Raw genomic sequence first — 12,479 nt, 5'->3', positions numbered from 1 at the left:
GGGCTGCTGATCATTGCTGTTCCGAGCGAGGACGTGCCGGGCGGGATGAGCGGCAAGGCCACATCTTGTGGGTGATAGTGGTCTTGTGCCCCAAGGCGTGGCCGCTGCGGATCGCCCGATCCGGCGGGCCGCAGCCGGGACATGATTGTTCAGCAGCCTCCTAGCATGGGCGGACCGAGGAGAGGGATCAGCATGAGGGTCGCGGTGTTCGGAGCCGGGGGACGGATGGGTGCGGAGGTCTGCCGCGCGGTGGAGGCCGCCGACGGCCTCGAGCTGGTCGCCGCCGTGGACGCGGGCGACGACCGCACGGCCGTGACGGGTGCCGACGTGGTGGTCGACTTCACGGTGCCCGGCGCCGTCATGGACAACATCGCCTGGTGCGTCGACCGGGGCATTCACGTCGTGGTCGGCACGACCGGCTTCACCCCCGAGCGGCTCGACCGGGTGCGCGAGCTGACCGCGGCCAGGCCCGGTGTCGGTGTGCTCGTCGCGGCCAACTTCTCCGTCGGTGCCGTCCTGATGATGCACTTCGCCGAGCAGGCAGCCCGCTTCTTCGAGTCGGTGGAGATCATCGAACTGCACCACCCGGACAAGGTCGACGCCCCCTCCGGCACCGCCCAGGCGACCGCGGGCCGGATCGCCGCGGCGCGCGTCGCCGCGGGCCTGGGCCCGGTCCCGGACGCCACGGCGAGCGGCCTTCCCGGCGCGCGCGGAGCGGACGTCGGAGGGATCCATGTGCACGGCGTCCGGCTGCGTGGCCTGGTCGCCCACCAGGAGGTGTTGTTCGGCGCGGAGGGGGAGACCCTGACGATCCGTCACGACTCGCTCGACCGGACCGGCTTCATGCCCGGCGTGCTCACCGCCGTCCGCGCGGTGGGCGGGCTGCCGGGGCTCACCGTCGGCATCGACGGCCTGCTCGGGTTGTAGACCGCCGCTCCGGCCGCCTGCCGGCGCCGCCGGCCCCCATCCGCCCAGCGGGGTCGGGCCTCACTCCCCGCTGAGCCGCTCGCGGAGCGCGCGGGGGCCGAGCACCGTGATCTGTGCGTCGGCCAGCCTCCCGATCAGACCGCGGTCGGCGGTGGCAACGGTGACGTCCTCGCCCCCGGCGGCGAAACGCCGGGCCTGCTCGACGATCTCGTCGTCGCCCGAACCCTGGGCATGGACCGTGGTCACGGTGCCCCGGCTGCCCTCGGCGACCCCGTCGCGGGCGCGCCCTTCCAGCACGAGCACGATCCGGTCGAACGGCTGCCTGGTGGCGACCAGCCGGTCGTGCAGCCGCGACGCGGCCCCGGCACGGTCGCTCCACCAGCCGTCGGGCACCGCACCGACGACGTTCGCGCCGTCGACGACGAGTACTCTCACGCGACGATCATGCCGGTTGGCAGGACGCGCGCGCACCGGCTCGGGGCGTCGCAACCGCGACCGGGAGGCGGCTCAGTCGATCGCGGTGTGCAGACGCACCAGCTTCAGCCGGGGCCCGTCCTCGGCGAGGGCGACCTCCGTATGGGCGCCGTCAGCTCCCCAGCCCGCGTCGATCAGGAACGTCCGTACTACATCGTCCGACGACCGGACCCACCAGGTGGCCCTCCTGAAGCCGTCGGCCCGCAGGGTGTCCACGCACGCGTGCAGCAGCCGGGAACCGTGCCCGCGACGCTGGGCGTCCGGGTCGATCACGAACTCCGCGACCAGGCCGTCGACGCCTGCCTCCGCGTCCGGGTCGTCGGAGGGTCCGAGCGCGGCGAAACCCACCACGCCGTCGTCGCTGACGGCGACCAGGACACGGAACTGCGCCAGCGGCGGACGGGCGATCGCCTGTGCCCAGCTGGCCGTCATCTCCTCCAGGCCGACCGAGCCCAGCACGTCCCGGGCCAGCTCCTCCGGCATCGACTGGCTCCAGCCACGCCTCTGCAGCGCGGCGATGGCACCGGCCTCCGAGGGCAGCGCGAGGCGTGCGGAGTCTGGGATCACTGCGCCACTCTACCCAGCCGGCGCTCCGCCGTCGTCTCGCCGCCGGCCGCGACGACGGGGTCCCAGCGTCCCGAGTCGCTGCCACGTCGGGGGGTCTGGTCGGTTAAGTTGGTTGCCGTGCGAGAGAGCTTGAAGACACCACCCACCCTGGCCCGCGACACCCTCCGGATCACTCCGCTGGGTGGGTTGGGGGACATCGGCCGCAACATGACCTCCTTCGAGATCAACGGCGACCTGCTGTTCGTCGACTGCGGCGTGCTGTTCCCCTCCGACGACCAGCCCGGCGTGGACCTGATCCTTCCCGGGCTCACCCTGGTCGACGACCGCCTCGACGAGGTGAGGGCACTCGTGCTCACCCACGGTCACGAGGACCACATCGGCGCGGTGCCCTACCTGCTGCGCCGACGCAGCGACATCCCCGTGTTCGGCTCCCGGCTCACCCTGGCGCTCGTCCGGGAGAAGCTGCGCGAGCACCGGATCCGCGACGTCGACCTGCGCGAGGTCGCAGAAGGCGATCGGGTCGTGGCCGGGGAGTTCGACCTGGAGTTCCTCGCGGTCAACCACTCGATCCCGGACGCGCTCGCGGTCACCCTGCGGACGAGGGCGGGCACGGTCCTGCACACCGGCGACTTCAAGATGGACCAGCTGCCGCTCGACGGCCGACTCACCGACCTGCGCGGCTTCGCCCGGCTCGGCGAGGAGGGTCTCGACCTGTTCATGCCGGACTCGACCAACGCCGAGACCCCCGGCTTCACCACCCACGAGCGCGACATCGAGCCCGCGATGGAGCGAGTGTTCGCCAACGCCACCCAGAAGCTGATCGTCGCCTGTTTCGCATCCCACGTGCACCGCGTGCAGCAGGTGATGAACGCCGCCGTCCGGCACCACCGCAAGGTCGCCTACGTGGGACGGTCCATGCTGCGCAACATGACCGTCGCCAGGGAGCTCGGCTACCTGCGGGTGCCGGAGAACACCCTCATCGACATGAAGCAGATCGAGAACTACCGCGACGACGAGGTGGTGATCATCTCCACCGGCTCGCAGGGCGAACCGCTCAGCGCGCTGTCCCGGATCTCCAACCACGAGCACCCGGTCGTGACCGCGGGCCCCGGCGACGTCGTGCTGCTGGCGTCCTCGCTGATCCCCGGCAACGAGAACTCCGTCTACCGCGTGATCAACGGGCTGTCCCGCAACGGTGTCACCGTGGTCCACAAGGGCAACGCGCTGGTGCACGTGTCCGGCCACGCCTCGGCCGGGGAACTGCTGTACTGCTACAACCTGCTCAAGCCGCGCAATGTCCTGCCCGTCCACGGGGAGGTGCGGCACCTGATCGCCAACGCCCAGCTCGCCGTCGCGACCGGTGTCCCCGCGGACCGGGCGCTGGCTGTCGAGGACGGGGCGGTGATCGACCTCGCCAAGGGCAGGGCGAGGGTTGTCGGACAGCTCGACTGCCCCTACATCTTCGTGGACGGGCTGACCGAGGGCGATGTCAGCGACGCGGAGCTCACCGACCGCAAGATCCTGGGCGAGGAGGGCTTCATCTCGGTCGTCGCCGTGGTCAACTTCCACGCCAACACCCTCGTCAGCGGCCCGGACATCCACGCCCGCGGCTTCGCCGACGACGACTCGGTGTTCGAAGCGATCCGTCCCGAGCTGGTCCGGGTGATCGAGCAGGCTCTCGCAGACGGCGTGGAGGACACCTTCCAGCTGCAGCAGCTGGTCCGGCGCACGATCGGGCGCTGGGTGAGCAACAACTTCCGCCGTCGGCCGATGATCCTGCCGATCGTCGTGGCCAGCTGAGCCGACGCCGTGAGGGTCGAGGCCAGGCCCGGATTCGCCTGATCCGGGCCAGGTCGGGTATCGTAGGCAGGTCCCTGTCGTGGGGGCCGACGTTCACCTGCGCGCCTCGCCGTGCGGAATCGCTAGACAAACAAGGAGTACTGCGGTGGCTGCCGTCTGTGACATCTGCGCCAAGGGTCCCGGCTTCGGACACAACGTGCCGTGGTCGAAGAAGAAGACCAACCGGCGCTGGAACCCGAACATCCAGCGGGTGCGTGCGGTCGTCGACGGCACCCCGAAGCGCCTCAACGTCTGCACCTCCTGCCTGAAGGCCGGTCGCGTCATCCGCTGACCCACCTGCTGAGAGACCCGTCCGCCGGACGGGTCTCTCTGCATGTCCGGACCGGTTGCCGGGTGCTGTCGGCGCCGCCGTTTAGGCTGGGGAGTCGTGGATGCAGGGGTGAACGGCTGGCGGACGGCGATGTACGCAGAACTCAACGCCCCGTTGTCGAGCGTGGTGGGGGAGCGGACGGCCAAGGAGTTCGCAGGGCTGCGGATCACCACCGTCGGCGACCTGCTGCGCCACATCCCGCGCCGGTACCTGTCCGGCACCGAGCTCACCGACCTGTCCACCCTCGTCGAGGGCGAACTCGTCGCCGTGGTGGCCAGGGTGGCCGAGATCCGTCGCCATGACGGCCACGCCGGGCCCGGCCGGAAGCCGCGACCCGGGCGCCTCGAGGTGCTGCTCAGCGACGGCCACGGCCGGCTCACCGCGACCTTCTTCGGCAAGGCGCACCTGCTCGACTGGTGGTCGAGGCAACTCGGCGAAGGGGTGGCAGGGCTCTTCGTCGGCAAGGTGGGCAGCTTCCGCAACCAGCTCCAGATGAGCCACCCGGTGTTCGCGATGATGGACGCCCGGGGCCACATCGTGTCCACCTCGGAGGAAAAGGAGCGGATCGCCGCGCTCTCCAGCGGAGGGCTGGTCGGAATGTATCCCGCCACGGGCAAGCTGCCCACCTGGAAGGTCGCCGAGTGCGCGCGGCTCGCGCTCGCCGCGCTGTCCGGAGCCGAGGACCCGTGGCCCGCCTGGCTGCGTCAGGCGGCGGGCGTGATCGACCTCGCGGACGCGTTCGCGGCAGTGCACCAGCCCCGTACTCTGGCCGAGGCGGCGAGGGGTGCCGAGCGGCTCCGGTTCGACGAGGCGCTCGCCACCCAGCTCACGATGGCCTACCGCAGGGCCGACGCCGCCCACCACGACGCCCGTCCGCGGATCCGCCTCGCCTCAGGACTGCTCGACGCGTTCGACGCGCGGCTGCCGTTCGCCCTGACCGCCGGCCAGGCGGAGGTGAGCGATGCCATCCTCGCCGATCTCGGCCGGACGCGGCCGATGCAGCGCCTGCTGCAGGGCGAGGTCGGCTCCGGCAAGACCGTCGTGGCGCTGCGGGCGATGCTCGCGGTCGTCGACGCGGGTGGCCAGGCCGCGCTGCTGGCGCCGACGGAGGTGCTCGCGTCCCAGCACTTCCAGACCATCCGGACCCTGCTCGGCGACCTCGGCGGCGGGCGGATGCTCGGCACGCCCGACGTGGCGACCGACGTCGTGCTGCTGACCGGCTCGCTGCCCGCGGCGGCCCGGAAGTCGGCACTGCTCCGTGCGGCGAGCGGCGAGGCGGGCATCGTGATCGGCACCCACGCGCTGCTGGCCGACCGCGTCCAGTTCGCCGACCTCGGTTTGGTCGTCGTCGACGAGCAGCACCGGTTCGGCGTCGAGCAGCGGGCCGTGCTCGCCGACAAGGCGTCGGCGCGCCCGCACGTCCTCGTCCTCACCGCGACGCCGATCCCGCGGTCGGTCGCGATGACGATCTTCGGCGATCTCGACGTGTCCACGCTCAGTGAGTTGCCCGGTGGTCGCGCGGAGGTCGCGACCGTCGTCGTGGACGCCTCCACCCGCCCGCAATGGGTGGACCGGGCCTGGGAACGAGTGCGCGAGGAGGTCGCGACGGGGCGGCAGGTCTTCGTGGTCGCGCCGCGGATCACCTCCTCCGCGGAGGGCACCGGCGTCGTCGAGCTCGCCGACGACCTGCGGTCCGGCGCGCTGGCCGGGCTGAGGGTGGGGGTGCTGCACGGACAGCTGCCGGCCGACGGCAAGGACGAGGTGATGGCCGCCTTCGTCGCCGGCGACCTCGACGTCCTGGTCGCGACCACCGTGATCGAGGTCGGGGTCGACATCCCGAACGCCTCGATGATGGTGGTCTGGGACGCGGACTCCTTCGGCATCTCCCAACTCCACCAGTTGCGGGGCCGGATCGGTCGGGGCGAGCACCCCGGCGTCTGCCTGCTGGTGACCAGGGCGCCGGCCGACCAGCCGGCTCGCGCCCGGCTCGACGCGGTCGCCTCCACCAGGGACGGCTTCGAGCTCGCCGAGCTCGACCTCGAGCAGCGCAGGGAGGGCGACGTGCTCGGCGCCAGTCAGGCCGGCAACAGGTCCAGCCTGCGCCTGCTGCGGGTGCTGGAGCATGCCGAGCTGATCGCGCAGGCGCGCGAGCTGGCCGCCGAGTGCGTGGCCAGGGACCCCGACCTGGCCACCCCCGGCTTCGCGGACGCGATCCGCGCCACCGAGCTCCTCGCGTCCCCGGACTGGCTGGAGCGCAATTGAGCGCCCTCGCCGCCCCCGAGGGCCCGACCTGCGACCACCGGTGTGACCCGCGAGTCGCCGGGAGCGTGAGCGAGCAGGCCGGGCCGGGAGATCGGTAGCCTGAGCCGGTGACCAGGATCATCGCGGGCAGCCGCAAGGGCCACCGCCTGCGGACCCCCGCGCACGACACCACCCGGCCCACCACCGATCGCGTCCGCGAGGCGGTCTTCTCCCTGGTCGCCGACTGGGCCGGCACCCTCGGGGAGCCGGCGGACGGGCAGCTGGCCGGGCTGTCATTCCTCGACCTGTACGCCGGCTCCGGCGCGGTCGCGCTGGAGGCGGCAAGCAGGGGGGCGGGCCCGGTGTGGGCGGTGGAGAGCGACTCCGGCACCGCCAGGATCGCGCGCGGCAACGCCGCCGAACTCCGGCTGTCGCTCACCGTCCGGGTCCAGACCGTGGAGGCGGCCCTCGCCGGCGAACCCCCGCACCGCTTCGACGTGGTCTGGGCCGACCCCCCGTACGCCCTCACCGGCGAGCGGCTGGCTCCGGTCCTGGCCGCCGTCGCGCAGCGGTGGCTGGCCACCGACGGGCTGCTCGTCGTCGAAAGGTCCACTCGAGACCTCGCCCCGGTCTGGCCGCCCGAACTGTGCGATCGCTGGGAACGGCGTTACGGTGAGACGACGTTGTACTTCGCCAGGAGGCCCACCGGATGATCGCGATCTGCCCGGGGTCGTTCGACCCGGTGACCCACGGTCACCTCGACGTGATCGCGCGCGCCGCAGGACTCTTCGAGGAGGTCGTGGTGGCCGTCGGCCGCAACTCGGCCAAGAACTACCTGTTCGAGACCGGGGAACGCGTTGCCCTGGTCCGGGAGACCACCAGCCACCTGCCGAATGTGACCGTGGCACCCCTGGACGGCCTGCTGGTCGACTTCGCCCGGGAGCGTGGCGCCGGCGTGCTGGTGAAAGGGATCCGGTTCGCCTCCGACTTCGACTTCGAGCTCCAGATGGCGCACATCAACCAGGTCGTGGGTTCGGTGGAGACCGTGATGTTGCCCGCGTCGTCGGTATGGTCCACGCTGTCGTCCACGATGGTTCGCGAGGTCGCCTCCTTCGGGGGCGACGTCTCGGCCTTCGTGCCGGAGGTGGTCGCGTTGGCGATCCGTCGCAGAACCGAGGGATGGGAGCAGCGCAATGGTTGAGCGGACGAGAGAGGTCCTCGCGCAACTCCGGCACCTCGTCGACGGCGCGAAGGCCGTCCCGATGTCGGCGTCCTGCATGGTGAACCGTGGTGAGGCGCTCGCCCTGATCGACGCCGCGGCGCGGGCCCTGGAGGAGGATGTGGGCGAGGCGCAACGGGTGACGGCCACCTCGCTGGAGACGCTGGAGCGGGCGCAGGACGAGGCGAAGCAGATCATCGCCTCCGCGGAGGAGAAGGCACAGTTCCTGGCCAGCCAGACGCCGGTGATGGAACTGGCCAGGAAGAAGGCCGCCCAGCTCGAGGCCAGGGCGCTCACCGATGCGGAGGCGCTGCGCCGCGAGGCCGATGCCTACGTGGACGCCCGGATCGCCTCCTTCGAGGCCGGCCTGCAGAAGACCATGTCGCAGGTGCGGACGATGCGCGACCGCCTGGCCAGCCGCTCCTCGCTGGACGACACCTCCACCCAGGCGCTGCCGCGCCTGAAGGCCTGATCCGGGGCCGGCAACAGCGGTTTTGGCGCGCGGCATCCGCTCACGGTAGAGTTCTGCGTTGGTTATGACGCTGTCGAACCGTGTGCTGAAGGGATCCGTCGTGCCTCCCCGTCTGCCAGACCCTCGATCCGGGCTCGTCCTGGACACTCATGAACTGAGTCGCAGGGCCGGCGAGCAGGTGGAGGTGACCCGGGTCGCGGAGGCTCCCGCGGATCTCGGCATCGACGTAATCGGTGTGCCACCCGGCTCACCCGTCGACCTCGACCTCAGGTTGGAGTCGGTGGTGGAGGGGGTCCTGGTCACCGGCACCGCCGTGGTCCGGCTGCAGGGTATCTGCGCGCGCTGCCTGGAGGAGGTCTCCGCTACACAGGAGGTCGACATCCAGGAGCTGTTCTGCTACCCGGGCAAGGAGCTCGACGACGCCGAGGCCAGGCACGTCGAGGGAGACCTGGTCGACCTCGAACCCGTCCTGCGGGACGCGGTGGTGCTCGACCTGCCGTTCACGCCCTTGTGCCGTCCGGACTGCGCAGGGTTGTGCCCCGAATGCGGGGCCAACCTCAACGCGGACCCGGAGCACGACCACGCTGATCCCGTCGATCCCCGATGGGTGGGCCTGGAGGGCTGGACGCAACCGAAGAACGAACCGAAGAACAAGGAGTAACGCCGTGGCCGTTCCCAAGCGGAGAATGTCCCGCGCCAATACGCGGGCCCGCCGTTCGCAGTGGAAGACCTCTGCGCCGACCCTGGTCACCTGCGCCAATGCGGCGTGCGGGGCCAGGCACCTGCCCCACACCGCGTGCCCGGAGTGCGGCCAGTACGGCCCGCGCGCCGCGCGCCGCCAGGTCCTCGAGCCCTGACGCGCGAGGAGCACCCGGCCACGTCCGGATCCGTGGCGGCCGCCGCAGGCCGCACGCCCGAACTGCTCGAGCAGCTGGGGATCGATCTCGATCCCCAGCTCTTCGAGCTTGCCCGCACCCATCGCTCCTACGCCTACGAGAACGGCGGGCTGCCCCACAACGAGCGGCTGGAGTTCCTGGGTGACGCCGTGCTGGGCGTGGTGGTCACCGAGTTCCTGTACCGCAGCTACCCCGACCTCCCCGAAGGCAGGCTCGCGAAGCTGCGCGCCGCCGTCGTCAACTCCCACAGCCTCGCCGACGTCGCCCGATCCCTCGACCTCGGGCACCAGCTGCTGCTCGGCAAGGGCGAGCTCAGCACCGGCGGAGAGGACAAGTCCTCGATCCTCGCCGACGCGCTGGAGGCCCTGCTCGGCGCCGTCCTGATCTCCTCCGGACGGGACGCGGCCGACCGCCTCGTCCACCACCTGTTCGACCCGCTGGTCGTCGAGGCGGCCGCGCTGGGTGCGGGCCTGGACTGGAAGACCAGCCTCCAGGAGCTCGCCGCCGACAGCGACCTCGGCACCCCGAGCTACCGCGTCGCAGAGTCGGGCCCCGATCACGACAAGCGTTTCGAGGCCGTCGCGATCGTGGCCAACCACGTGTTCGCCCCCGGCTTCGGGACCTCCAAGAAGCAGGCCGAGCAGGGCGCGGCGAAGAACGCCTTCACCGCGCTGTCCCCGGGACCGGATGCCTGAACTTCCCGAGGTCGAGGTGGTTCGCACCGGCCTGGCGACCGCGGTCACCGGGCGCACGATCGCCTCGGCCACCGTGCTGCACCCGCGTCCGGTGCGCCGGCATGCCGGCGGCCCCGACGACTTCGCCGCCGGCCTGCGGGGGCGTACGTTCGCCGAGCCCCGCCGCCGCGGCAAGTTCCTCTGGCTGCCGTTCACCGACGGGGACGCCCTGCTGGCGCACCTCGGCATGAGCGGGCAGTTCCGGCTCGACGACGCGGACGCCCCGCGGCCCCCGCACTGTCGCGTCGAACTCGGCTTCACCGACGGTGGGCGGCAGCTTCGGTTCGCCGACCAGCGCATGTTCGGCGGGCTGTGGGTGAGCCGCGGCGGCGCCGAGCTCCCCGCGGAGGTCCGCCACATCGCCCGGGACCTGTTCGACCCCGACCTCGACCTGCCCGCCCTGGTCTCCGACATCCGCCGGCGCCGCTCCGGGATCAAGCGCGTCCTGCTCAACCAGGAGGTCGTCTCCGGCATCGGCAACATCTATGCCGACGAGTCCCTGTGGCGGGCCCGGCTGCACTACGACACCCCGGCCGACCGGCTCAGCCGTCCCCGGGTCACCGAGCTCCTCGTCGCGGCGCGGGAGGTGATGGCCGAAGCCCTGGTCGCCGGAGGTACGTCCTTCGACGCGCTGTACGTGAACGTCAACGGCAGCTCCGGCTACTTCGGCCGGTCGCTGGCCGTCTACGGGCGGGAGCACCTGCCGTGCCTGCGCTGCGGCCGCGCGATCGTACGGGAGCCGTTCATGAACCGCTCCAGCTTCCGCTGCCCCGCGTGCCAGCGGCGGCCGCGGATGATCCTCGGATAGTCTTCACCGTTGTGACTGCACCCAGCCGGTTCGACCGCGTCCCCCAGGTGCTGCGCCAGTTCGTCAAGTTCGGGCTGGTCGGCGGTGCCGGCGTCGTGGTCAACATGCTGGTGGCGATCGTCATGAACAAGGCGAACGGCGGTACCGTCAACGCCCAGAACGTCCTGTTCCCGATCCCCGGCACCCGCTACAACTTCCGGTTCACCTCGCTGGTGTGGATCGTCGGCTTCCTGATCGCCAACGTGTTCAACTTCCAGTTGAACCGCTCCTGGACCTTCCGGCACTCGGCGAAGGCGCCCTGGTTCCGCGAGTTCTGGCCGTTCCTCGCCGTCGGCAGCGCTGCGGCGTTCCTGGGCCTGTTCATCAAGATCGCGTTCACCAACCCCAAGTCGCCGGTCTACCTGCCCGAGCCGTGGTTCCACGAGAACGCCGGCCTGCAGTCCCGCGAGTACTGGTCGCAGCTGTTCACGATCCTGATCACCATGCCGGTGAACTTCGTGGTGAACAAGCTGTGGACCTTCAGCCACGTCCGCAGCAAGCACTCCGCCACCGTCGACGCCTGAGCCATGTACCTGAAGAGCCTCACGCTGCGCGGCTTCAAGTCGTTCGCCTCGACGACCAACCTGGTCTTCGAGCCGGGCATCACCTGCGTGGTGGGGCCGAACGGGTCCGGGAAGTCGAACGTCGTCGACGCGCTGGCCTGGGTGATGGGCGAACAGGGCGCCAAGACCCTGCGCGGCGGCAAGATGGAGGACGTCATCTTCGCCGGCACGTCGGGCCGCGCCCCGCTCGGCCGTGCGGAGGTCGTCCTGACCATCGACAACTCCGACGGCGCGCTGCCGATCGACTACACCGAGGTGACGATCAGCCGCACGATGTTCCGCGCGGGCGGCTCGGAGTACGCGATCAACGGCTCACCCGCCCGCCTGCTCGACGTGCAGGACCTGCTCAGCGACTCGGGGATCGGCCGCGAGATGCACGTCATCGTCGGCCAGGGCCAGCTGGACTCGATCCTGCAGGCCACCCCGGAGATCCGGCGGGGTTTCATCGAGGAGGCGGCCGGCGTCCTCAAACACCGCAAGCGCAAGGAGAAGGCGCAGCGCAAGCTGGAGGCCACCGGCACCAACCTGAACCGGCTCAGCGACCTGCTCTCGGAGATCCGGCGACAGCTCAAGCCCCTGGGCCGGCAGGCCGAGGTGGCACGGAAGGCGGCCGTCATCCAGGCCGACCTGCGGGACGCGAAGGCTCGACTGCTGGCCGACGACCTGGTCACCCTGACCGCGGCGCGTGAGTCGGAGCTCGCCGCGGAGGCGGAGCTGAAGCAGCGTCGGCTGCGCCTGGAGGACGACCTCGGCCTGGCCCGGCAGGCCGAACAGGCCGCCGAGGCCGCGGCCAGGGACGCGCTGCCGCAACTCACCGAGGCCCAGGAGACCTGGTATGCGCTGGCCGGGCTCGCCGAGCGGGTGGCCAGCACGTCCACGATCGCCGCGGAAAGGTTGCGGAACGCCAGGGAGGTCGGGACCCAGGACCGTCCGGGCCGGGACCCTGAGGCGATCGAGCGCGAGGCGGCCGAGATGCGCAAGGCGGAAGCCGCGATCCGGGCCGAGGTGGAGGAGAAGGCCGAAGGCCTGGCCACGGCCACGCAGGCGCGCACCGCGGCCGAGGCCGCGCAGGCCGAGGCCGAGAGGCGGTACTCGGCCCAGCAGCGCGCGATCGCGGACCGTCGCGAGGGGCTCGCCCGGCTGTCGGGAGAGGTGAACACGCTGCGCAGCAGGGCGGAGGCGGCGGGGGCCGAGATCGAGCGGCTGGCCGCGGCCCGCGCCGGAGCGGAGCAGCGGGCGGAGGCCGCGCGACACCAGTACGCGACCGTCGAGACCCGGCTGGCCGGCCTCAGCGCGGGGGAGTCCGGCCTGGACGCGGCCTACGAGGCGGCTCAGGCCGCGGCGGACACCGCGGCGGCAACGCTCGCCG

The 12,479-nt window shown here is 71.5% G+C and carries 15 protein-coding genes; 13 read left to right on the top strand and 2 right to left on the bottom strand.

The genetic code is table 11. The annotated features are described in order from the left end of the window. Window positions 1-192 precede the first annotated feature (192 nt). Window positions 193-927 (top strand): 4-hydroxy-tetrahydrodipicolinate reductase, encoded by a 735-nt coding sequence (dapB, locus tag QM633_RS07120; RefSeq protein WP_415153041.1) that lies wholly within the window; start codon window positions 193-195, stop codon window positions 925-927. Between the two features lie 60 nt (window positions 928-987). Here dapB and QM633_RS07115 read toward each other — a convergent pair whose 3' ends face one another. Further along, window positions 988-1,362 carry a hypothetical protein gene (locus QM633_RS07115; protein WP_415153040.1) on the bottom strand — a complete coding sequence of 125 codons (375 nt, stop codon included), beginning with the start codon at window positions 1,360-1,362 and terminating at the stop codon, window positions 988-990. 72 nt (window positions 1,363-1,434) lie between these two features. Next, on the bottom strand, window positions 1,435-1,968 hold the full coding sequence (locus tag QM633_RS07110) for a GNAT family N-acetyltransferase (protein ID WP_415153039.1): 534 nt from the start codon (window positions 1,966-1,968) through the stop codon (window positions 1,435-1,437). Between the two features lie 117 nt (window positions 1,969-2,085). On the opposite strand from QM633_RS07110, the gene QM633_RS07105 reads away from it, so the two are divergent. The 12 genes from QM633_RS07105 to QM633_RS07050 all read left to right on the top strand — a co-directional run. Then, a complete protein-coding gene (locus QM633_RS07105) occupies window positions 2,086-3,768 on the top strand; it encodes a ribonuclease J (protein WP_415153038.1) in 1,683 nt (560 codons plus the stop codon). A 145-nt stretch (window positions 3,769-3,913) separates the two neighbouring features. Next, window positions 3,914-4,099, top strand: coding sequence for a 50S ribosomal protein L28 (gene rpmB / locus QM633_RS07100; RefSeq protein WP_415153037.1), 186 nt, complete (start codon window positions 3,914-3,916; stop codon window positions 4,097-4,099). Between the two features lie 129 nt (window positions 4,100-4,228). Next, window positions 4,229-6,400: an ATP-dependent DNA helicase RecG gene (locus QM633_RS07095; protein ID WP_415153044.1), complete on the top strand. Its 2,172-nt coding sequence runs from the start codon at window positions 4,229-4,231 to the stop codon at window positions 6,398-6,400. Between the two features lie 107 nt (window positions 6,401-6,507). After that, a complete protein-coding gene (locus tag QM633_RS07090; protein ID WP_415153036.1) occupies window positions 6,508-7,092 on the top strand; it encodes an RsmD family RNA methyltransferase in 585 nt (194 codons plus the stop codon). Next, window positions 7,089-7,580: a pantetheine-phosphate adenylyltransferase gene (gene coaD / locus QM633_RS07085; RefSeq protein ID WP_415153035.1), complete on the top strand. Its 492-nt coding sequence runs from the start codon at window positions 7,089-7,091 to the stop codon at window positions 7,578-7,580. Before QM633_RS07090 ends, coaD begins: the two co-directional genes overlap by 4 nt. Beyond that, window positions 7,573-8,070 (top strand): hypothetical protein, encoded by a 498-nt coding sequence (locus QM633_RS07080; RefSeq protein WP_415153034.1) that lies wholly within the window; start codon window positions 7,573-7,575, stop codon window positions 8,068-8,070. The genes coaD and QM633_RS07080 overlap by 8 nt, the downstream gene beginning before the upstream one ends. A 64-nt stretch (window positions 8,071-8,134) precedes the next feature. After that, window positions 8,135-8,731, top strand: a complete 597-nt coding sequence (locus QM633_RS07075) for a YceD family protein (RefSeq protein ID WP_415153043.1) — start codon at window positions 8,135-8,137, stop codon at window positions 8,729-8,731. Between the two features lie 4 nt (window positions 8,732-8,735). Next, complete coding sequence (gene rpmF / locus QM633_RS07070; protein WP_415153033.1) at window positions 8,736-8,927, top strand: 50S ribosomal protein L32; 192 nt, start codon at window positions 8,736-8,738, stop codon at window positions 8,925-8,927. Between the two features lie 32 nt (window positions 8,928-8,959). Continuing rightward, window positions 8,960-9,661, top strand: a complete 702-nt coding sequence (gene rnc / locus QM633_RS07065; protein WP_415153032.1) for a ribonuclease III — start codon at window positions 8,960-8,962, stop codon at window positions 9,659-9,661. Beyond that, window positions 9,654-10,508, top strand: coding sequence for a bifunctional DNA-formamidopyrimidine glycosylase/DNA-(apurinic or apyrimidinic site) lyase (gene mutM / locus QM633_RS07060; RefSeq protein WP_415153031.1), 855 nt, complete (start codon window positions 9,654-9,656; stop codon window positions 10,506-10,508). The genes rnc and mutM overlap by 8 nt, the downstream gene beginning before the upstream one ends. Then, complete coding sequence (locus tag QM633_RS07055) at window positions 10,505-11,071, top strand: GtrA family protein (protein WP_415153042.1); 567 nt, start codon at window positions 10,505-10,507, stop codon at window positions 11,069-11,071. The genes mutM and QM633_RS07055 overlap by 4 nt, the downstream gene beginning before the upstream one ends. Window positions 11,072-11,074: 3 nt before the next feature. Next, window positions 11,075-12,479 (top strand): chromosome segregation SMC family protein (locus tag QM633_RS07050; RefSeq protein ID WP_415153030.1); only part of this gene is annotated, 1,405 nt, incomplete at its 3' end.

This window comes from Propionicimonas sp. (assembly GCF_047606205.1).
Taxonomy (GTDB): Bacteria; Actinomycetota; Actinomycetes; order Propionibacteriales; family Propionibacteriaceae; genus Propionicimonas.
Note: the sequence above shows the minus strand (reverse complement) of the source record. Positions and strands in the feature narration are given on the sequence as shown.

Excerpts from the sequence above, each read along its gene's own strand:
- QM633_RS07095 (WP_415153044.1), top strand. The coding sequence starts at position 4,229 with ATGTACGCAGAACTCAACGCCCCGTTGTCGAGCGTGGTGGGGGAGCGG.
- QM633_RS07075 (WP_415153043.1), top strand. The coding sequence starts at position 8,135 with ATGACGCTGTCGAACCGTGTGCTGAAGGGATCCGTCGTGCCTCCCCGT.
- mutM (WP_415153031.1), top strand. The coding sequence starts at position 9,654 with ATGCCTGAACTTCCCGAGGTCGAGGTGGTTCGCACCGGCCTGGCGACC.
- coaD (WP_415153035.1), top strand. The coding sequence starts at position 7,089 with ATGATCGCGATCTGCCCGGGGTCGTTCGACCCGGTGACCCACGGTCAC.
- dapB (WP_415153041.1), top strand. The coding sequence starts at position 193 with ATGAGGGTCGCGGTGTTCGGAGCCGGGGGACGGATGGGTGCGGAGGTC.
- QM633_RS07080 (WP_415153034.1), top strand. The coding sequence starts at position 7,573 with ATGGTTGAGCGGACGAGAGAGGTCCTCGCGCAACTCCGGCACCTCGTC.